At 51.8% G+C, this 21183-nt stretch carries 19 protein-coding genes, 1 tRNA gene and 1 pseudogene; 18 read left to right on the forward strand and 3 right to left on the reverse strand.

Annotated features, from left to right (window positions below):
• The 4 genes from MKMG_RS05920 to MKMG_RS05935 form a co-directional block, all read left to right on the forward strand.
• On the forward strand, positions 1–2428 hold a 2428-nt coding region (locus tag MKMG_RS05920; protein ID WP_165076552.1), incomplete at its 5' end, for an MEMAR_RS02690 family S-layer glycoprotein.
• A 184-nt stretch (positions 2429–2612) separates the two neighbouring features.
• Entirely contained in the window at positions 2613–4151 is a 1539-nt protein-coding gene (locus MKMG_RS05925; RefSeq protein ID WP_165076554.1) for an AMP phosphorylase, read from the forward strand.
• A 53-nt stretch (positions 4152–4204) separates the two neighbouring features.
• A complete protein-coding gene (locus tag MKMG_RS05930; RefSeq protein WP_165076556.1) occupies positions 4205–5566 on the forward strand; it encodes a PEGA domain-containing protein in 1362 nt (453 codons plus the stop codon).
• 144 nt (positions 5567–5710) lie between these two features.
• A complete protein-coding gene (locus tag MKMG_RS05935; RefSeq protein ID WP_165076558.1) occupies positions 5711–8833 on the forward strand; it encodes a VWA domain-containing protein in 3123 nt (1040 codons plus the stop codon).
• Positions 8834–8868: 35 nt separating this feature from the next.
• On the opposite strand, the gene MKMG_RS05940 is transcribed toward MKMG_RS05935, so the two are convergent.
• A tRNA-Arg gene (locus MKMG_RS05940) sits at positions 8869–8940 on the reverse strand.
• Between the two features lie 103 nt (positions 8941–9043).
• Between MKMG_RS05940 and MKMG_RS05945 the strand changes: the two genes are divergently transcribed.
• Positions 9044–9469 (forward strand): dCTP deaminase, encoded by a 426-nt coding sequence (locus MKMG_RS05945; protein ID WP_165076560.1) that lies wholly within the window; start codon positions 9044–9046, stop codon positions 9467–9469.
• On the opposite strand, the gene MKMG_RS05950 is transcribed toward MKMG_RS05945, so the two are convergent.
• Entirely contained in the window at positions 9470–11707 is a 2238-nt protein-coding gene (locus tag MKMG_RS05950; RefSeq protein WP_165076562.1) for a tubulin/FtsZ family protein, read from the reverse strand.
• Between the two features lie 282 nt (positions 11708–11989).
• Between MKMG_RS05950 and MKMG_RS05955 the strand changes: the two genes are divergently transcribed.
• Positions 11990–12988, forward strand: coding sequence for a 5,10-methylenetetrahydromethanopterin reductase (locus MKMG_RS05955; RefSeq protein WP_165076564.1), 999 nt, complete (start codon positions 11990–11992; stop codon positions 12986–12988).
• 80 nt (positions 12989–13068) lie between these two features.
• Complete coding sequence (locus MKMG_RS05960; protein WP_165076566.1) at positions 13069–14004, forward strand: galactose-1-phosphate uridylyltransferase; 936 nt, start codon at positions 13069–13071, stop codon at positions 14002–14004.
• A gap of 219 nt (positions 14005–14223) precedes the next feature.
• Here MKMG_RS05960 and MKMG_RS05965 read toward each other — a convergent pair whose 3' ends face one another.
• Positions 14224–15063: a F420-dependent methylenetetrahydromethanopterin dehydrogenase gene (locus tag MKMG_RS05965; protein ID WP_165076568.1), complete on the reverse strand. Its 840-nt coding sequence runs from the start codon at positions 15061–15063 to the stop codon at positions 14224–14226.
• Positions 15064–15201: 138 nt separating this feature from the next.
• On the opposite strand from MKMG_RS05965, the gene MKMG_RS05970 reads away from it, so the two are divergent.
• The 11 genes and pseudogenes from MKMG_RS05970 to rps17p all read left to right on the forward strand — a co-directional run.
• Positions 15202–15606, forward strand: coding sequence for a Tfx family DNA-binding protein (locus MKMG_RS05970; RefSeq protein WP_165076569.1), 405 nt, complete (start codon positions 15202–15204; stop codon positions 15604–15606).
• A gap of 575 nt (positions 15607–16181) precedes the next feature.
• On the forward strand, positions 16182–17138 hold the full coding sequence (locus MKMG_RS05975) for a 50S ribosomal protein L3 (RefSeq protein WP_165076571.1): 957 nt from the start codon (positions 16182–16184) through the stop codon (positions 17136–17138).
• Between the two features lie 5 nt (positions 17139–17143).
• Positions 17144–17890, forward strand: a complete 747-nt coding sequence (gene rpl4p, locus MKMG_RS05980; RefSeq protein ID WP_165076573.1) for a 50S ribosomal protein L4 — start codon at positions 17144–17146, stop codon at positions 17888–17890.
• Position 17891: 1 nt separating this feature from the next.
• Positions 17892–18140, forward strand: a complete 249-nt coding sequence (locus tag MKMG_RS05985; protein ID WP_165076575.1) for a 50S ribosomal protein L23 — start codon at positions 17892–17894, stop codon at positions 18138–18140.
• Positions 18141–18151: 11 nt separating this feature from the next.
• Positions 18152–18865: a 50S ribosomal protein L2 gene (locus MKMG_RS05990; protein WP_165076577.1), complete on the forward strand. Its 714-nt coding sequence runs from the start codon at positions 18152–18154 to the stop codon at positions 18863–18865.
• A 16-nt stretch (positions 18866–18881) separates the two neighbouring features.
• Positions 18882–19295 (forward strand): 30S ribosomal protein S19, encoded by a 414-nt coding sequence (locus MKMG_RS05995; RefSeq protein WP_165076579.1) that lies wholly within the window; start codon positions 18882–18884, stop codon positions 19293–19295.
• A gap of 5 nt (positions 19296–19300) precedes the next feature.
• The gene (locus tag MKMG_RS06000; RefSeq protein WP_165076581.1) at positions 19301–19756 is read left to right on the forward strand and encodes a 50S ribosomal protein L22; all 456 of its coding nucleotides are present in this window, start codon (positions 19301–19303) and stop codon (positions 19754–19756) included.
• A gap of 4 nt (positions 19757–19760) precedes the next feature.
• Positions 19761–20477 carry a 30S ribosomal protein S3 gene (locus MKMG_RS06005; RefSeq protein ID WP_165076583.1) on the forward strand — a complete coding sequence of 239 codons (717 nt, stop codon included), beginning with the start codon at positions 19761–19763 and terminating at the stop codon, positions 20475–20477.
• 2 nt (positions 20478–20479) lie between these two features.
• Entirely contained in the window at positions 20480–20683 is a 204-nt protein-coding gene (gene rpmC / locus MKMG_RS06010) for a 50S ribosomal protein L29 (protein ID WP_062396591.1), read from the forward strand.
• 32 nt (positions 20684–20715) lie between these two features.
• Positions 20716–20991 (forward strand): ribonuclease P protein component 1, encoded by a 276-nt coding sequence (locus MKMG_RS06015; protein ID WP_165076585.1) that lies wholly within the window; start codon positions 20716–20718, stop codon positions 20989–20991.
• A gap of 8 nt (positions 20992–20999) precedes the next feature.
• A pseudogene (gene rps17p / locus MKMG_RS06020) lies at positions 21000–21183 on the forward strand (30S ribosomal protein S17); the annotation flags it as partial.

Genomic DNA, 21183 nt, shown 5'->3' on the forward strand with positions numbered 1-21183 from the left:
CCCAATGACAGCATCACCATCAGCAACCTATACCACGCAGACCGCTGGAAGTGAAGTAATTTCACCATCAACGTTCCAGACCCGCACTGGTAACTGGTATGAAGTGGACAGAACAGTTACACCTGTAACTGCCACTGTGATTATCAACGTTCAGATGTCCGCAATTGATGTTAAGGCATACAATACTGGCACTGGTGAAGACATGACCAACGAGCGTGTTGTCAAAGACGGTACGTACATTTCCTTCCGTGTTGACAGCAACCTCTACCAGGTTGTTAATCAGCGTCTTTCTCCGGGTACAGACAACACCAACATCAAGGTAGTTGTTGTTGACGAAGAGGGCACTGTTTACACTGCACTCTTCAACGATGAGACAGCACTTACCACAAGCGACCTGACAAATCTGGCCCCGACCACCTCACAGTTCTTCCTGCCTGGTGTTCCACAGCTTGGTGCTACACTTGACTCGAACTGGGCACTTGACCGGCCTGACTACAAGGCTGGTGTCTACTCGTTCTATGCACAGGTCAACCTGAACGGTGCAAAGGACAACGTAGGAACTGTGACTGGCGTCACCAAGTCAGCTGTCAAGACCCTTGAAGTCGGCAAAGATGACGTAAAAGTCGAGTCCAACAAGGACACTGTTGTCCGCAACAACGATTTCGCAGTCACCATCACCGGACGGCCTGACGAGTACTACGTGCTCTGGGTAAAGGGAACCAGCAGTGTCACCGCACCCGACACCGCACCGTTCATCAAACCTAACCAGGACAAAGTCTTCGTCGCAGGCACTCCTGCAGGTGACAACGCAGCACTCTACCAGTTCCGTGCAGGACAGACAGTCGCTGCTGATGTATCTATCGCTGGTGGAAATGACTACTATGCAATGGTCAAGCTCGCAAGCTCCGGTAGCCGCACAGTCGGTTTCGGCACTGACGAGACCACAAAGGACCAGACCTACACTATCAGAGCTGACTACTTCACCGGAAATGCACTTGCAGTTCCGCCAGTATCAGTTGTCGCAAACAACCCAACCTATGACACCGTCAAGGTAAAGGTCGAAGCTGGTGACATCACAGTTACCACATCCGGCGACAGCTCATACTACATTGGTCAGGAAATTGTCATCTCAGGTACAAACACCGACAGTGACTACACCTGGCTCTATATCACCGGCCCGAATCTACCCAACAAGGGCGGCTCAATCGAGGACCCACGTGACGGAGTTAACACCGCACCCGCAGTTGGCGTTTGGCCATACCCCGACGGTCTCCTTGACTCCGGTGCAGTATGGAGTGGAGAAAATGTTGAAACAGACGACACTTGGGAGTACAAGTGGGACACAGCAGGCGTAAACCTCGATGCAGGTTCATACACCATCTATGCAGTCACCACCGCAACCAACCAGAATGATCTGGGCAGGGACGACGCAACCTACGGAACTGTATCCATTAGCATCAAACAGCCGTTTGTTACAGCAACCACTTCCTCAGCAACCGTTGCAAAGGGCGATGACATGTACATCACCGGCAACGCAGAGGGCGACCCCACACAGGGTGTTGCAATCTGGATTCTCGGTAAGAACTACGTCTCTTACACCACCGAGACCGTTGAGGACAACGGTGCCTTCAGTTACAAATTCTCAGGCACCTCAGACCTTGCACCCGGTCAGTACTTCGTTGTTGTTCAGCACCCGATGACCAACGATCAGTTTGACCTTGCACCTCAGGCAGGAAACCCTGCACCCGGTCAGACCTCTGTTGTCCGTCCGGTTCTTGACAAGACTCTCGCTGTTGGTGGTCTCTTACCACCTGTCTTCATCCTCGAAGGTCCAGGTAGTCTCCAGGGATCCAACGCAGCAACAGCACTTGTCGATGCAATGAACAGTGCAGACATTGATGATACCTACTACAAGCTCACCTTCATGATCCAGGAGCCAATTATCATCATCAGTCCAATCGGCGACAAATATGTGGGCGATACCTTCACCATCAGCGGTACCACCAACCTCGCAGTTGGCGACAGCCTGATTGTTGATGTGTCCTCCTCCTCATTCAGACCAGCTGAGAAGACTCAGGCAAGCGGATTCTCCGGAAAGTCCGGCACTGTCCTTGTTACCGCAGGTGACAAAGACAGCGAGAATGTCTGGGAATTTACAGTTGATGCATCTGCATTTGTTCCTGACGAGTACATTGTAAAGGTACAGGGTATTGTAGCAGATCAGACTGCAACACAGACCTTCAATGTCCTCAAAGCAGAGGAAACTCCAGTCGCTACTGCAACCCCGGACACAACTCCGGTCGCAACAGCTACTGCAGTGCCTACCGCAGAGCCAACCCCTGATGAAACAGCAGCACCTGGATTTGGTGTTCTTGTTGCTCTCATCGGCCTTGGCGCTGTAGCAGCACTCATTGTCCGCAAGGACTAAATTAACCCAACTTTTTTTTTTAAAAAGCCGCATTCCGGGTGGCATTCTTCTCTGTTGTTTCTCTGACTGAGTACATCCGGTGCTGCAGGATGTTCATAACCGCTGCAATCAGGTAATCTTATCAACATGCCCCTGCAATTCTCTCTTTAGTGTGGCAGAGGCGTTCTTCTGCCAGGTGAACTGTATGCAGCTTTTAGTACAACGTGTCGATATTGCCGGCCGTGGTGCGTTTATCCATGAAGAGGATGCACGCAGCCTCGGAGTCTTTGACGGTGACCGTCTCCGTGTCATCCACCGGGAAACCGGAAAATCTGCCCCCATAGTCGTTGACATTACCACATCCCTACTCACTCCCGGTACTATTTCCCTCTATAATGTCACGTGCTCTGATCTGGGTCTCAGTGACGGGGATGCAGTCGAGGTGCATACGGGGACACCCCCACCATCGATTCGGCTCATTCGTAAGAAGATGGACAAAGGGCGTCTCACCGCCGAGGAGATGATGACCATTGTCAGGGATATGGTGAACGAAAACCTCTCCCTCAATGAGATCACCGCCTTTGTCACGGCAAGCTACATCAATGGCATGGACCTCGATGAGGTGGAGTCTCTTACCCGTGCCATGGTGGAGACCGGCGAACGCATCGAATTTGCCGGCCACCCGGTGGTGGACAAACACTCCATCGGAGGTGTGCCGGGCAACAAGATTACGCTCCTTATAGTGCCCATCATCGCTGCTGCAGGTCTCACCATTCCCAAGACCAGTTCCCGTGCCATCACCGGTGCGGGCGGCACCGCAGACTTAATGGAAGTCCTTGCCCCGGTCAACTTCACCGCAGATGAGGTGCAGACGATGACCAACCGGGTGGGTGGAGTGATCGTCTGGGGCGGGTCGACGAATATCGCACCGGCCGATGACCTGATCATCCGGGTGGAGTATCCCTTCAAGATAGACGAACGCGGTCAGATGATCGCCAGTGTCATGGCAAAGAAATTTGCCGTCGGGGCGGAGATGGTCGTGATAGACATCCCGGTCGGCCCCACCACCAAGGTATCGAACATGCAGGATGCCCGCCGGCTGGCACAGGACTTCATCGAAATAGGCAGCCGCCTGAGCATGCAGGTGGAGTGCGCTGTCACCTACGGGGACTCACCGGTGGGGCGTGCCATCGGGCCGAACCTCGAAGTGGCAGAGGCTCTCTCTGTTCTTGAAGGGGCAACCACTCCCAACTCGCTCATTGAAAAGAGTGTGGCAATCGCAGGTATCCTGCTTGAGATGGCAGGGAAAGCTCAACGCGGCGAGGGAGAGGGGGTGGCACGTTCTCTGCTCTCCTCCGGTGCGGCACTGGAAAAATTCCGTGAAATTATTGCGGTGCAGGGTGGTAAACCGGACGTTCGTTCATCAGACATTCTTCCCGGGGCACATCACGCTGCTATTCCGTCTCCGGTATCCGGGTATGTGGTCAGCCTCAATAATTCCGGTCTGATCACTGTTGCCCGCACTGCAGGTGCACCGCATGATAAGGGGGCAGGTATCTACTGTAATGCGAAGATAGGAACCCAGGTGAGGAAAGGGGAGACCATCTATACGATTTATGCGGGGAGTGAGGAACACCTGAGCCGGGCCCTTGAGGAGGCACGCCGCCTGTTTCCGGTAGTGGTGGAGGGGATGCTCCTTGACAGAATTCCCCGGGAGTCCATTGATATCGACCGAATGGACTAAATGATAGTAATATGATATTTTCTTTTATGAATTGGTACCGCAGCATTTCTGTATTGCTTCTGCTGGGTGTGCTCTGTGGTTGCGGGCAGGCCGTCGTTCTGACGGTCATCGCAGTGGATGGTACCACCAGCAGTCCGATTTCAGGTGCCAAGATATATGTAAACGGACTCTATGAGGGGGAGACGAATTCGGCCGGCCAGTATCTCTATGAACATAGTCTGGACACATCATTCCGGCTGGGACTGGAGAAGACCGGCTACGTTCCGTGGCAGTCACTGCTCCCTGAAACACAGACAAGTATCCGTGCAGAGATGTCCCGGCAGGCAACCACCCTGACGGTCACCGTATATGATGCCGACAGTCTCGAACCTGTCTCCGATGCGCTGGTGAAAGTGACCGGAAGGGATTATGCCAACAGTGTCACCACGGGGAGTGAGGGAGTTGCCAGATTTAACGTAAAAGCAGGCGATGTATTTAACGTAGAGATCCGTGCGACCAATTATGATCCTCTCTACAAGACGGTGGTGGTGGAGAATACCGCCAAAGCAGTTGACTACCGCCTGATCCGTAACGATGTATTCATCGTGGAAGTGGAAGACAAGGATACCCGGTCTGCCCTTTCCGGTGCGGACGTCTATATTGACGGTATCTTCTTTGGTGAAACAGGTGTGGACGGAAAGGTCACCTCATTTGTTGAGCGGGAACGCACTCATGCCATCCGTATCACTGCAGATGAATATCTTGCCTATTCGGATGAAGTCTATATTGCAAGTGATGTGCTGGTGTACAGTGCAGAGCTTTCAAAGACACTCTATCCCGTGACAATCTCTGTGTATGGTTCGGATAAGATACCTGTCGGAGGAGCAACAACTCTCATTGATGGTGAGAATACCGGTACAACCAGTGACTATGGAAGGACGGGCATTGTATACCTTAATGCCGGTATGCATGAAGTGCAGGTGGCAAAGGACGGTTTTACCACAGTCACAAAAACTGTGACGGCCGATGACTCCCTGCAGGATATCCTCATTGAACTGGATAGTGCAGATACTGTTGTTACGGTTACGGTGCATGACAACGATTTTAATCCGGTCTCCGGGGTTCGTGTTTCTGCCAATGATATATACTATGGTATAACAAAAGCGGATGGCACCTTTGCAACACCTTTGAAGAGCAATGTGGTGTACATTATTTCCATCCGGAAGGAGGGGTATGCACCTGTTGATGTTACCCGCGAGATTCCTCTGGGTGCCACAGCAATAACCGTTGATATTGAGATGAATAAGGATTTTAATCCTCTATTTTTCGTTGTTATTGTCGGGATTATTCTTGTTGTGGCAGTGATATACCTGAAACGCGGAAATGTTTCTCTGAAACGAAGGGGTAAACGCCCCCCGAAAACCCGGCATCTCTGACAAGGGTATACCAATTTTTTCTTTTTGGGTATTTTCACCTATACTTAAATATGTCGTATCGACATATCCCTACTGTAGCATGTGGCGTGTGTCTGACACGCCTGCTGTATTTTGTGAAAAAGTATAATTGTGGGGGGAAAATATATGAGGAATTCATTACGAATTCTGCTGGTATTGGGAGTTATTGTGGGTGTACTCCCGTTCATGGTATCAGCAGATCCGGTTACAGACACAGATGTCTCTGTCGATTTCATCATCGATGACGGAGATCCTGCAGATTTGCATGATGATAACGGATGGCTCGTTGCGGGCAGCGGCATCTCTTCGACTATAAGGGTCAGTTATACCGGAGACGACTCGCCGGTGATCCATTTTGTGAAGTTTACCTCGGTTGAGAAGGCTACATATGGCGATGTCACGGAATGGCCTGCAACCGTTATGCCCTATGAAACGGTCTTCTCTGCATCAGAGAATACAGCAGGAGATGCACCGATACAGGTGCAGATCAATTACACCGCCGATGACATCGGGTATGACTATTACCGGACCGTGTATCAGCCGATTGACCATAATACTCCAATGAAGATCCGAAACATCGCATTTGACAGTGAAGTCACCCTTCACGAAACGATGGATGTCACGATGACGATGGAGGATGCATATGGCAATATGGTAACGAGCCTCTATGAGGGTGCAACCGGCGGCACGCCGGAGGGTGTGACATTCGAAACCACATCCTATGCCGGTTCAGGGTTCTATGACGGCACGGGATATGACGCAGAGTCGGTGCGTGTAGCTGTCACGGCAGATGGCTCTGTTGTTGCGACATTTAGGGCAGGCACAGAATCGGGGCCGAAGTACCTGATCCATATTGTGCCGGATCTGGCACTGAATGACAAATGGCTGACCATCACCGCTCTTGCAGATGGTGAACCGTATACAATAGCTGTCTCTGTTGTTCCGAATGCGGGTGACCCGCCCTATGTACCGGCAGACGGTGAATCCAGATTTTACCTGACATACAACCTGTTTGACCAGTACGGCAATCCGTCCGGAAACCAGTCTGTGCACTTCAGTGATGATGTCATCGGCGATGAGTTCACCCGGCGGACGAACAGTGACGGCCAGATCATGTTCACCTTCGGTCCCTTCGACCGGATGGGTACATACACCATCCATGCCGAAGCGGTGGAAAATGTCTCTGTTGCCATTGACCAGGTGGTCCGTTTCACAAACACCTCTCCTGATGATATGCTTCTGACGGCTAACCCGCAGTCGATGCCGTCTGCTGATGTGGCAGCCGGATTTCATGCGGATCTCCTTGCGAAGGTAACGGATGAGAATGGAAACGGGGTCGCAGGAGAAGAGGTCAGTTTCTTCCTGGTGCCCCCGGCCAATTATTCTGCATCACAAACCGCACCGCCTTCCCTCGCCGCCGACACCGCTCTTACCAACCTGGATGGCGTTGCCACGATGCAGTTTACACCCGGGGCCTTTGAAACTGACAGTTCTGACCCGGATTACAATGTGACCGCATCAGAATCATGTACCATTCTGGCAACTTGGGGTGCAGTGTCGCGGATGATTGATCTTGAGTGGAAGAACTACCCCTATCTCCGGGTGGAGACCGAGGTCAACCCGGCAACCGTTGAGGTGGGGGACCCGGTGGATGTGACCATCCGGCTGATAGGTGACGGCTGGGCGCTCTACCCCGACCCGATTGACGTGATGCTCTCGGTGGACCGGTCCGGCAGTATGCTAAAAGATAATCCTGACAGGATGGTCTCTTTGATGGGCGCCCTCAAGACATTTAATGGAGAGATGGCCGAGAACAGGGACGCGGTCGGGATAACGTCGTTTGGAAGAAAAGGCACGGCAAATATTTTCACATACTCCTATGATTACTGGGCGGGAATGGACTCTACTTCATATGATGATAATTCCTATATCAACGCTCATTATCCCGGCAATGGCAAATCCTACTCCAACTACGCCACAGTGGACCTTCCGCTCTCAACAAACAGGGATGCGGTGGAAAGCACCATTGATGATCTTGTCCCGATGTCAGGCACCCCGATGCGTGGCGGGCTGTATCTTGCAATAAAAGAGATCATTGAAAACGGGCGTGATGATGCGGTGCAGGCGGTGATCCTGCTCTCAGACGGTGATTACAACTATTATGGTGACCCGCTTGCCCGTGGCACAGGGTATGACTACTACGAAAAGTATGCGACCAGTTATTCGACAGCGACTACCAGTTACTGGAGGTATCCTGACCTATCGGAATTCGAACAGGATCTGAGCGTCTACGCCGCCAATCATAATGTTACCATCTACTCAATCGCATTTGGAAATGGGCTTTCAGGCAATGGGGTGACAACCCTCCGGACGCTTGCTGAAACTACCGGTGGAACGTATTATCATGCACCCACGGGTGATGAACTCGTGGCGATTTATACCGACATCGCAGGTGATCTGAAGACTGAGGCCGGTGTGGACACAGAGATGGATGTGATGTTCAGCAATCTTGAACTGAACAATGTCACACAGGTAAACGATCCCGATGACCCGATACTGGAATATGAATACGAGTATGGCGCATCCACCCTTGTGAAGAGCTGGAATGTCTCCGGCTCAGAGGGCTCACCCAATATCATGGGCCCCCTGACACTTGACCAGACGGACGACTGGTCCGCGAGCCAGAGCCTCAGCTTTGATTCCAGTGAAATTGGCACCATTCATCTGGGGCAGACCTGGCAGGCGGTATTCAGGCTGAATGTGCTGAAGCCAGGCAATATCAATATATTTGGAGAAGGTTCGGCCATCATCTTCAACAATGGCACCGATTCCCTGACCCTGCCAAAGACCTACATCACTGCAGTGGATAACCTGACTGCCACCGGTCTCAACTTCAGCGGCCTGCAGGTCTGCGACCTCGTATGCGTTGAAGCAGAGAATGGTGATGTGATTGAAAACGAACTGACAATAAACTGGAACCTGAATTATTCCGGTGCCTTCACGGCCACCCAGTATCTGTATTACCAGAAGGAGGGTGAGGGCATCTGGATCACCTTTGATGAAATACCGGTGACAGGGCCTGTGAGCGAACTTGCTCATACCCGCCAGCTCTATGTGGCTGATTTCCCGCCGGGTGAGTATAAACTCAGGGTGCGTGCCATGGCAGAGGATGCACCGGACTCCGTCATTGAGACACCGTATGCAATCGTGATCGGTCAGGGTGGACAGAATTTTATCCGCCTGGAATAATCTTTTTTACTAAAAAACTGGTTCTTAAAAATGAACGGATCCAGCGGGAATCGAACCCGCGTCCTTGGGTTCGAAGCCCAAGAGGATATCCTCTACCCTATGGATCCACCCATCTTATTCGTGGTACGGGGTGATAACCATTCTGGGTTGGAGCCTCTCTTTCTGTCCGGGTGACAGCAGTTTTCCCTTCACAGTCACAACTATTATACGATGATTCTCTCAGAGTCAGACATCCGTGAACGAATCACGTCAGGCAATCTGGTGGTAACGCCTTACAGCGAAGCATCACAGCAGCCGGCGTCCTACGACCTCCGTTCAGCAGAAGACTATCTCCTCTCAAAAGGGGAATGCACGCTTGTCGCCTCCCTTGAACGAGTTGAACTCCCCGTTGATGTTGCAGCAACCCTCATGTGCCGATCGTCATTCGGCAGGCGCGGTGTGCTCATCGGCGGCGGGTTTGTGGATCCAGGTTTCCGGGGACAGCTGACACTCTGTCTTGTGAATACCGGTCCGGAGGACATCAGTCTCTCTGCGGGTGAACGGGTGGTGCAGATAATCATGCATGAGGTAAAAAAAGGAACGCGGGAGTATGAAGGACGCTACCAGGACAGCAATGGTGCCGTTTCATGCCGGTAATTACTTTATCCAGAAGAGGTCGTCTGTCGTGTCGTCGTCTTCCGGTTCTTCATTCTTTTCGTAGCCGCTGCTGATCGTCCCTTTTTTGTAGGGTGATTCTTTCTCTGGCTCTTTTACTGCTTCCTGCGTCTTGCTCCTCCGCTGTTCTGCACGGCTGAGAAGGTCATCTTTTGGTGCGGGTATCCGTGCAGACATCCTGACATCCCCATTGAGAGCCTCCTTTGTTTTGGGAGGGCCGCGTGACAGGCGCACCGAATCGCCGGTGAGTGTGCTGTCACTGGGGCGTATTTTTGATGACTTTGCAGAGATCTTATTTCCCATGAGTCCACTGTCGTTTGCCTTTGGTTGAGACGTAACGGAGAATGAATGTCCCATGTAGGCGGAATCGTTTGGTCCTTTGGCAGATGATATGCTGACACCTTTACCGCCAAAAGAAGCATCGTTGGGGCGTTTGTCATGTCTGCCGATACTGATCCTCTCCCCGACAAGTGCTGTATCGCGGGGCCCCCTGTTATCGGATGAGGGGATCTCCCTGAGACCGAAGATGCTGTCTTTTGGTGCCATATGCCCTCCCCCGTCTGTCATCCGCGTCATATCAGCGACAGTTCGTTCATTCCGGACGGGCATTGAGAGCTGGTCATCGGTGCCTTTTTTTCCCGGCTTCATTTTGATGGAGATCATCGCGTCCCTGTTCTCTTCTTTTCGTCTCTCACTGCGTGCCACGCCATCGTGTGTGAGCACTTCGTCATTCGGCACTATTTTGCCTTCATCTGCTGCCATGTCCATCTCCTGATCTGGTCCGGCCTGTGGTGTTTCCCTTCTCGCGGCGGATGAGGAATACAGGGGATACTCCTCTTCATCATCCCGGGGGTTATACTCTTCTTCAGATGGTGTTTCTGTCTCCCGGTCATGAATGAATCCGGATTCAGCTGCCTCATTCTCAAAGAGATCGGTGATATCAAGGATTGTCTCCTCTTCCTCTTTTCTTGTGCCGTTCTCCGTCTGAACGGTTGCCGGGGGCCATGTCACTGCTTCATCATCCCTTATGCTGGTTCCTTCTTCCGGCTGCGGCGTGCATATCTCTTCTTCAGCCGCATGTTCCTGTTCAGATTCATACTCGCGCCGGATTTCATTGAGCTCGGTTACCCGGGGGATATTTGAAATGCCGGAGAGGACGATGATGATGCCGACAAACCGGGTGGCCATCACCGGATAGTCGCCTGACCGCATCTCCAGACCTGAGATGCTCCGGTCAATCCATTTGCGGACCGTTTGAAACCCTTTCATGGACAGTTCCTGTGACGGTCCTGCGATGAGGACAAGTGCCTTATCTGCGCTGGTGATGTCACAGGGTATGGAGATCTCCTCATATACAGCACGTTTGGCGAGTGCGACGATTCGTGTTGCCCGTTTATGGGATGTCTCCGAGAAGTATGCCTCTGAACGCCACTGATTGAACCGGTCGATAAATGAGTTCTGCAGGGATTCTGTTGCATACCCGATTGCAACAAGGTCGTTCCCTTTCAGGGTGTTTAAGACCTCTCCCGCATCAAGGACGATCTCTGCCGCCTCAACTCCCGTTTCGCTGAATTCACCCGCACGGAGAAGAATGCCTATCTGGCGCGCAATCTTCTCATTCAGGATGTTATAGACGTCACGTGGATTGTCCGGGAATACCTTGCGTTTATATGGGCCGATGGCAGTGTCCTCCGCAACACTATACTGATTATACTCGGCCTTCAGGCGTTTATGCCAGGTTTCGTTGTCAAAGAGAATCATCGCATCAAGGGCGCTGTTTGCCCGTTCGATGTCATCAGCGGCCTTTGATGAGAGCCTTTTCCCCTCATTGTGCATCGGGAGTGTACAGACTCCGAATATGGGTTCGATAAAAGATTTGCGCAGTTCTGTTGCAAGTTGCGGTATGGCATCTATCAGGCTGCCCCCCAGACCTGCAAAGATCATGATGGAGTCAATTTCAAAGGTGTCCATCTTCTGGATGTGAGTCATGACCTCTTCCACATTGATGGTTGAGGTCACATCGAAATGGACGGTGGGATCGATTGCAGGGAAATGCATTCGTGCATTATCCGGTATATTTGAGAGCTGTCTGAGGCTGTTTCCATCTATATCGACAGCAATCGCTGAGACGCACCTCACTCTGCTTTTTATATCGTGGCTATACAGGAGATCAACAATCCGTGTGCCCCCCCCGCCGAGCCCGATTGCAAGTATTCTCATTATTTCTCCGTATCCGGTACACAGGTCCGAGTGCTGTGGGTTATTATGCAGACCCAATGGTACCGGTGTACTCTATCTCTCTGATGTATGATAAGTTCGTATAAATAATATAATCTCTGGGTGCTCGTTTCAAATTCGCCGGAATATAAGAGGGCAGGTTAGAATTTAAACCATAATTTCGGGTTTTGATGGGTGATGGCAGGGAAATGCCCGATATATTTTCAGTTAAATGATAACGTATATTAATCTCGATGTGTTATATGAAGTTGAGGTGAAAGACCTATGAGTTATGGTATCGAATTTGTCCCCGGAAATATCACTGTAAAACAGGTGGTAAATTACTGTAAACTTGCAGAGCAGAAAGATATTGACTTTGCCTGGATTACGAATCACTACAACAACCGTCACTGCTACCCGACCCTTGCCGCTATCGCAGAGGCAACGGACTCCATTAAGATGGGCCCGGGTATCATGAACACATTTACCGACACCCCGGCAGCAATTGCTTCCTTCATGTGCACCTTAAACGAGATCTCTGAAGGACGTGCTGTTCTTGGTATCGGACCTGGTGACCTTTCCACCCTTCCGAAACTTGCAATTGAGGCATCAAAGCCTGTTTCACGCCTGAGAGAGGGTGTCCAGCAGATTGCAGCCCTCTGTGCAGGAGAAGAAGTCAAGAAAACCGGCAACATGGAATTCTTCGACTACGATGGTGCAAAGCTTACCGGTGTGACCCTGCCTGCAAAGAAGAAGCAGATCCCTATCTACATCGGCGCACAGGGCCCCAAGATGCTCACCCTTGCCGGAGAAATCGGTCAGGGCGCATTGATCAACGCATCCAACCCGAAGGACTTTGAACTTGCAATCCCGGCAATCAAAGCAGCATGCGATTCAGTTGATGAGAAGAAGTTCAAGAAGTTTGATGTTGGTGCATACACCGCAATGTCCATCGACCAGAGCGAGAAGAAGGCACGCAACGCAGCAAAGATCGTTGCAGCATTCATCGCAGCAGGTTCACCGCCTGCACTTCTTGACCGCCACGGTCTTGACCAGGCAAACGTCGGCAAGATCAAAGACGCACTTGGACGCTTCGACTTCGGTGCGGTCGGCGGCCTCGTCAGTGACGCGGAGATCGACGCATTCACCATTGCAGGTACCCCTGACATGGTTCAGCAGAAGTGCGAAGACCTTACTGCATCTGGTGTCACCCAGATCATCTTCGGTTCTCCACTTGGTCCTAACATGACCAACTCCATCCGTCTTCTCGGAAAGTTAATCTGAGACTACGGATCAATATCCAAACCATTTTCTTTTCTTTTGACATTCTATCGGTTACTCTGTATTTACCGGCAGTGAATGGGATGAATAAATTATTTCAGGTTGAGGGGTATGGCTCAGACAGTGGCGTGTTTCAGTACCGCAGGGACCTCTTAACTGGTCTGCAGTGCCGTATTGCGCCTGATCGGATTCATCGCGGTATTGACATTCCGCGCAGGCCTGAAGGTTCCAACGATGAAGTCCCGTGTGTGTTCTGCCCGGAACGAATCTATTCTGAGACACCGGTCTTTCCCGACGGTTCGCGTATCACCGTGGGGGAGAGTGTCACCTTCCCGAATCTGTATCCGTTTGCGCACAAGCATGTGGTGACGGTTATTACCGAAGCACATGATCCGGCAGAGATTGCGGCGGGGCGGATTGAGGATGCTCTCCGTGGACAGGTGGCTGCTCTTTTAGGTGATGGCGGTTACGTTTCCTGTAACTGGAATCATTTGCCCTCGGCCGGTGCCAGTATGCTGCATCCGCATATGCAGGGAATGGTGGATGCATCCCCGACATTTCATGCCGGTATTGCGATTAAACAGTCGGAAGCCTTCTGCCGCAGGACCGGCAGCATGTACCGGGCATCTCTGCTTGAAGAGGAGATCGGTGGTCCCCGCCATCTCTTCGGCGATGAACTGCCCTTCTTTGCCCATGCTGTCCCACTGGGTGAAAAGGAGGTGCGTGCATACCTTCCGGTCCGGTGTGCAGGCGAGCTCGAACCCTGGTGTGGTCTTCTTGCAGAAGGGATTGAACGGGTGATCTCTCTCTATCGGAGGGCAGGGCACTATGCGTTTAATATGTCACTCTTCTGTGATGCAGCCGGACGGCCGGACGCTGGCTTCCGCGCATTCTGCTCTCTTATCGCCCGCATAAATCCCGGTGTCACGGCAATGAGCGACTCTGCGTTCATGGAACGCATGCACCTGGAACCCGTTGTGCTGACTCTTCCTGAAGATATCGCAGGTTATCTGCCCTGAATCAGTGTACAGACGGGGTATTGACACTGGCGGATGGGCGCGCACAGCACCTGCTCTGTTGTTTTTTCAAAAAAACTGTCATCATCCGCAGCCGGATCGTTTTTGTATATGGCGTTTGCCTGTGATTTGTATCCGGCAGCTATCTGGACGCAAAATGCTGCCTGCAGTTGTTTATCCTGCGTAACTCTGGCAACTAAGTTAAAAAAAGGGTATGTGGTTTTACTCCGGTTTGGAGATGAGGGTTGTCTTGGAGACGATTGTACCGTCTTTCTTGTGTGGCATACGAACGACGCCGTCACAGCCCTTCTCAATCTCGCGTGCTTCTTCACAGAGGAGCATTGCGGAGCGCATCATTTCGTGTGCGGATGCAACGATTGGAACGTAGTTCTCGAATCCCTTGGTCATGAAGCAACCCTTCACATTGACCATTGCGACTGCAGCTGCAATCTCATATGCTCCACGTGCCTTTGCGTATGCATATGGGTTGGTGAACTCGTCTTTGACTGCCTTGTCTGCGGTCATGACGATCTTCGGGAGTTCGAGGTCTGCGCCTGCTTTGCCTGCCTTGACCTGGTCAATCACTGCATCAAGTGCGATCTGCATCTTGCGGAATGCACCGGTGACGGTGAGAACTTTTACCAGGTTGCCGTTGAAGTCAGACATCTCTGACGGGTCAAGGAATTCACGGCGTGCACCAATCATGGAGTCTGCCTTCTGGATGATGTATCCGAAGTCGCTCTCCTTGAGTTCTGCCCAGTCCTTCTTGGTGGTGACATCGTCAGTGATGACGACAACAGGGATGCCTGCTGCTTTCAGTGCTTCACGTGCGCCGGTGGGGCCGGGGAGGACACCATTTGGTGAGACAACGATTGCGAAGTCTGGTTTGTATGCGATAAGGGTACTGACAACACGCTCGACATCCTCGACTTCGAGTTTTGTTCCGCTTGTTGCCATAAATGTCTGCATATCCTCACGGTCTGCACGCTCGTCGAGCAGAAGCTCGACCATAACACCGCTTGCGATGTTGCCCAGTTTTGCAACTCCAACTTTAACTACCATAACTAAACCTCTCAAATTTGAGAACATTCAACTATCAGAATGTTCAGTAATAAACATTGTGAATTCCTTCCTTCGGGGATGTGTCTCCGGGGTGGTTAACGAAAACAGTTTAAGTTATTGGAATAAATATTGAAGTTAATGAAACAAGGTCTTCTTACTGGGCGGCAGAGGGAGGTGCTCAGGTACCGGAAACAGGGCCTGACACAGCAGCAGATTGCAGATATCATCCACACATCCAAGGCAAATGTGTGCACCATTGAAAAAGCAGCATCTGAGAATATTGAAAAAGCAAAGGAGACGCTTGAATTTCTCTATACGCTCGATGCGACTCATCTGTGTACAATAAAGACCGGGACAGATCTCTTTGATGCCGTTGGTGAAATCTATAAGGAGGCGGAGAAACTACGGATAAAGGTCTGCTATGACTCTATCAATCTCATCAATCGCCTGAAGGAGGCAAATCCCGGCAAGTTTAAGGGTCGGTTTGTGCGCGAAGATGTTGAGATTTATATAAACGATGACGGGGAACTCTACTTCGGGTGAGTTTTTCTGTTGCATTCACTCTTTTTATCAATACTTTTATATGCCTTTCACAGAAACATTTAGGAAACATATATGGTGGTCTTCCGGACGGAACGGCAGTCTTTCTGCTTCCCGTCCGGCGGACTGTCACTATATGGTGACTTTCCCCGCGGCATATGCTGCGGGGAAGGGTCCCGGGATATGGTTGTGTTCATACACACCAGGGTGAAAGACGTAGGATCTGATGGGACCGTACGGGTGGACGTTTTGTGGAACGAGCCCATATCTGGCGCATTAATGATGCGCGCAGAAACGGAGTCCGTCAGGATCAATTTGAGAGAATGAGTCTTTCCGGTCCACACCGGAAGAATCTTTCAGATATGTGAAGGGCCGGGTGCCTGAACAGAGTTATGGATGAGGATCTTCTGAATCCATACCGTGAGGTTCAGGCATGAAGTAATACCGGTCCGTCCGACCACATCGTTAACTCAGACCTGAGTTGAAAACCAATTCATTCTCGGAATGTGTTCTGTGCCGGATTTTCCGGTGCAGAATGAAGCATCAACTGAAAATCAAGAATTAGGATTGATACATCAATGTCCGAGATACACAGACCTCGCAGAGGTTCACTTGCATACAGTCCCCGCAAGCGTGCGAAGAGCCAGGTACCGAAATACCACTCTTGGCCCCAGCATGACGGGGAACCCGTGTTGCAGGGTTTTGCCGGTTACAAGGTGGGCATGACTCACATTGTCATGGTCGATGATCACAATAAAAGCCCTTCCGAGGGTAAGGACATCATGGTCCCTGTCACCATCGTTGAGATTCCGGCGATGGTTGTGATTGGCATTCGCCTGTACAGAAAGGACACCTATGGCAAGCGTGCATACGCTGAAGCCTGGTCCAAGGAAGGTCTTGAAGCACTCCGTGAAGTAGTGGCATCCGGTAAAGTGACCGATGTCTTTGCTATCACAAAGACCCAGGTCACCGAACTTACCGGTGTGCCAAAGAAGACTGGCGACACGATGGAGATGCGTGTTGCAGGTGGCAGCATTGATGAGCGTGTTGAGTATGCAATATCACTCTTCGGCACCGAAGTCGAGCTTGATTCTGTTCTCAAAACAGGCCAGTACATCGATGTTACTGCGGTTACGACCGGAAAGGGAACAAATGGTCCGGTAAAGCGCTGGGGCATTCAGACCCGTAAGGGAAAACATTCCCGCGGTGGTAAGAAGCGTCATATCGGTAACCTTGGTCCATGGCACCCTCACCATGTCAGGTGGCAGGTCCCACAGACGGGTCAGCTGGGATACCAGCAGCGCACTGAGTTCAACAAGCGTCTCTTAAAGATCGGTGATTCCGGTGAGGAAGTAAACCCCGCAGGCGGATTTACCAACTATGGTCTTGTCAGAGGCAGATATGTTGCAATCAAGGGCTCAGTCCCTGGTCCATGCAAGCGTCTTATCAGAATGCGTCCAGCAACCAGACAGAGTGAACATGTCGAGCGCATACCGGCAATCCAGTACGTGAGTGTTGCCAGCAAACAGGGGTGAACTGAATGAAGGCACAGATTTCAACAATTGACGGTGGTTCAGCAGGAGAGATGGATCTTCCTGCAGTATTTGAAGAGAGCTACCGTCCGGATCTCATTAAAAACGCTGTTCTTGCACTTCAGAGCGAGCGCTACCAGCCGCACGGCACCGATCCACGGGCAGGGATGCGCACATCCGCTGTCTCCTGGGGTAGTGGCCGTGGTGTTGCACAGCTTCCGCGCCTGAAGAACGGATCACGTGCTGCACGTATTCCACAGGCAGTCGGTGGACGCGCAGCACATCCTCCCAAAGTGGAGAAGAAACTGGTCCGCAAGATCAATAAACAGGAGAAGCGCCTTGCAATTCGGTCTGCTATTGCAGCAACCATGAACGAGGAACTGATCTCCGCACGTGGACATCTCTTTGAAGGCAAAGTCCCCGTCATCTTTGATGACGCGTTCGAGGGTCTGACCACTGCAAAGGATGTTGTCGCGGCACTCTCCGTTGCAGGTGTATATGCCGATGTAGAACGCTCTGCAGAAAGCAAGAAGGTGCGTGCAGGCCGTGGCAAGATGCGTGGCCGCCGTTACAAACAGCGCAAGAGCGTACTGATTGTCACCAGCGAAACACCGCTGCGTGCAGCAGTCAACCTTGCCGGTGTGGATGTAGTCGCTGTGGGTCAGCTGAACGCTGAGCTGCTTGCACCAGGTACACAGGCAGGTCGCCTGACCGTCTGGACTGCAGGTGCACTAAAGAAACTGGAGATGATGTGAGATGGTAATTATTACTCCCTATGTCTCAGAAAAGGCATCCATGATGCTCGAGTCTGACGGCAAACTCCAGTTCATTGTCCGCCATACCGCAGACAAAAACCAGATTGCCCGTGCAGTCACGGAGATGTTTGCTCACGAAGTAACATCTGTTACGACGGTAATGACAATGAAAGGACAGAAGAAAGCCATTGTCACATTTGCTGACAAGAAAGCCGGTGAAGAGATACTTTCACGGCTGGGAATCCTCTGAAGGTGGTTTGAATGGGTAAACGCATTATATCCCAGAACCGAGGCCGTGGAGGCCCTACATACCGTGCACCGTCACACAAATACAAGGCTGAACTCAGGCACCCGGGTAAGATTGATGAGACCGTCAGCGGTGTTGTGATCGATATCGAGCACGACCCTGCCCGGCACGCACCAATTGCCAAGATCGAGCTTGATGACGGCAAAAAGAAGATCTTCATGCTCGTCACCGAAGGTGTGGGCGTTGGCGACAAGGTTGTATGGGGCCCTGAAGCTCCGGTAAAGAACGGGAACACCCTGTCTCTTGCTGCAGTCCCCGTCGGTGCCTACGTCTGTAATGTCGAAGCACGCCCTAATGACGGTGGCAAGTTCATCCGTGCATCCGGTGTGCAGGCACAGGTCATCGGCAAGGACGAAGGCCGGGTTGGTATCAAGATGCCATCCGGCAAGCAAAAATGGTTCAACGCGAACTGTCGTGCAACCATTGGCATCGTCGCTGGTGGCGGACGTGGTGAGAAGCCGTTTGTCAAGGCAGGAAAGAAATTCCACAAGATGAAATCCCAGGCAACGAAATGGCCGCGTACAAAGGCAGTCTGTATGAATGTCGTTGACCACCCGTTCGGTGGCGGTGGACACCAGCATGTCGGCAGGCCAAAGAGCGTTGCCCGTGGTACATCACCTGGACGAAAAGTTGGACATATCGCCTCGAAGAGGACCGGAAGGAAATAGTCGGGAGTGATCAGATATGGCAAAAAAGACACAGAGAAGGTTGCCGAGGCGGAAAGAGGAATTCACCTACCACGGCTACAATATTGAAGATCTGCAGCAGATGGGCATGAACGAACTCCTGCCCATTATGCCTGCACGGATTCGCCGCCGGGTCAACCGCGGCCTTTCCCCCGGACATGAGAGCCTGTTGCATGACATCAGGGGTGGCAAAGAACGTATCCGGACTCACCTCCGTGATATGATCATCCTCCCCGAGATGGTCGGTAAGACAATCGAAGTCCACAACGGAAAGAGTTTCCTTGAAGTAGAGATTCAGCCCGAGGCAGTCTTCCACTACCTGGGAGAGTTTGCGCTCACCCGCGGACGTGTGAACCACGGCAGTGCCGGTATCGGTGCAACCCGGTCGAGTAAATTCGTACCCCTGAAGTGATGGAAATGGCAAGAACAGCATATTCTATTAAGACAGAGGGCGAATGCGCCCGTGCAAAGGCGAATGAACTTCCGATTTCCCCCAAGCACTCCATTGAGATTGCACGTGAAGTCAGGGGAATGAAGACCAAAGACGCAATTGAATTCCTTGAGGATGTTGTTGCACTGAAGCGTGCAGTACCCTTCCGCCGGTTCAACAGAGATGTTGCACACAAGCGAGGCCTGAAGGGCTGGGATGCCGGCCGGTATCCCGTCAAGGCATCTTCATACTTCATCAAACTGATCAAATCAGTTGAGAAGAATGCAGAATACCTCGGTCTTGACACCGAAAACCTCATGATTGACAAGATCTCTGCAGCCCGCGGCCGCAGAATGAAGGGCATCTTCCCCCGTGCAATGGGACGTGCCACACCGAAATACGCAGAGTCTGTCAACATCGAGATTGCAGTGAAGGAGGCCTGATAATATGGGAATCGAGAAGAGATTTGTAGCGGATGGTGTCCGCTCAGCACGTGTTGAAAACTTCCTGGTAAAGGAACTGAAACGTGCAGGCTACGGTGGTATGGAGATTATCCGTACCCCGCTCGGCACTCAGATCACCATCTATGCAGAAAAACCCGGTATTGTCATTGGAAAGGGTGGAAAGGTTGTACGCCAGCTGACCGCTGACCTCCAGAATGACTATGGTATCGAGTCCCCGCAGATTGAAGTACAGCAGGTGGAAGAGCCAAGTTTCAATGCCCAGATTATGGCAGAGAGACTTGCAAACTCACTCGAGCGCGGCTGGTATTTCCGCAAGGCAGGGAACAGTGTTCTCCGCCGTGTGATGGAATCCGGTGCACTGGGCTGTGAGGTTGTTCTTTCCGGTAAGGTCACCGGTTCCCGTTCACGTGTCCAGAAGTTTACGGAAGGCCATGTGAAGCACGCAGGCGAACCATCGGTGACCATTGTCGATCACGGATTTGCCCTTGCAGTGAAGAAGCTGGGAACCATTGGTGTCCAGGTCAAGATTATCCCGCCCGGAGCACGTCTCCCTGACACCTTCGAGGTGCTTGAACCACAGGCAGTGGTTCCGGAAGAGCCCGTATACGAGGGTGAGGATATTGATGAGGAAGCCATTGGTGCAGAGATTGACGCTGAACTCGAACAGTCTGAGGACGTTCCGGTACAGGAGGATCTCTGATTATGGCAATCTTTCGTGCAGCAGAAGTCGCTGACTTCAGTGATGTAGAACTCCAGGAGCAGCTTGCAAAGCTCAGGCTTGAACTGGTTGAGAATAACGGAAAAGTGAGTGCAGGAGGCGCACCGGAGAACCCGGGACGCATCCGTGAAATCCGGAGAACAATTGCCCGGATCAGCACTGAGCAGAACAAGCGCCGCAACGCCTGATTCTTTTTCAGGCACTAAGGAGACACACAGACATGATCACCGCACAGAACATCTGCCGGCATGAACTCATCGGGCTTCCGATACGGGTTCATGCCTCTTCAAACCCTGTCCAGACCGGTATTGCCGGTGTGGTATGCGGGGAGTCGAAGCAGATGCTCGATATCTGTGCTGGTGACCGCATCCTCCGGGTTGCAAAGAAGTGTGCCACCTTTGACCTGCGCCTTCCCGATGATACCCATGTACGGGTTGATGGGTCGGTGCTGGTTATGCGGCCTGAGAAAAGGATCAGCATGCGAATCAGAAACTGAGGTAAATAATGGCTAAAAACACAGGATTGAACGTCCCCATTCCGGAGAAGGAATGCGATGACGTGAACTGTCCATTTCATGGCACTTTACCGGTGCGCGGCCAGGTGATTACCGGTAAGGTCGTGAGTGACCGTATGCAGGGATCAGTAGTAGTCGGACGCGACTACCTGCATTATGTGAAGAAATACAAGC

Source organism: Methanogenium sp. MK-MG (assembly GCF_009914725.1).
In the GTDB taxonomy this organism is placed as follows: Archaea; Halobacteriota; Methanomicrobia; order Methanomicrobiales; family Methanomicrobiaceae; genus Methanogenium.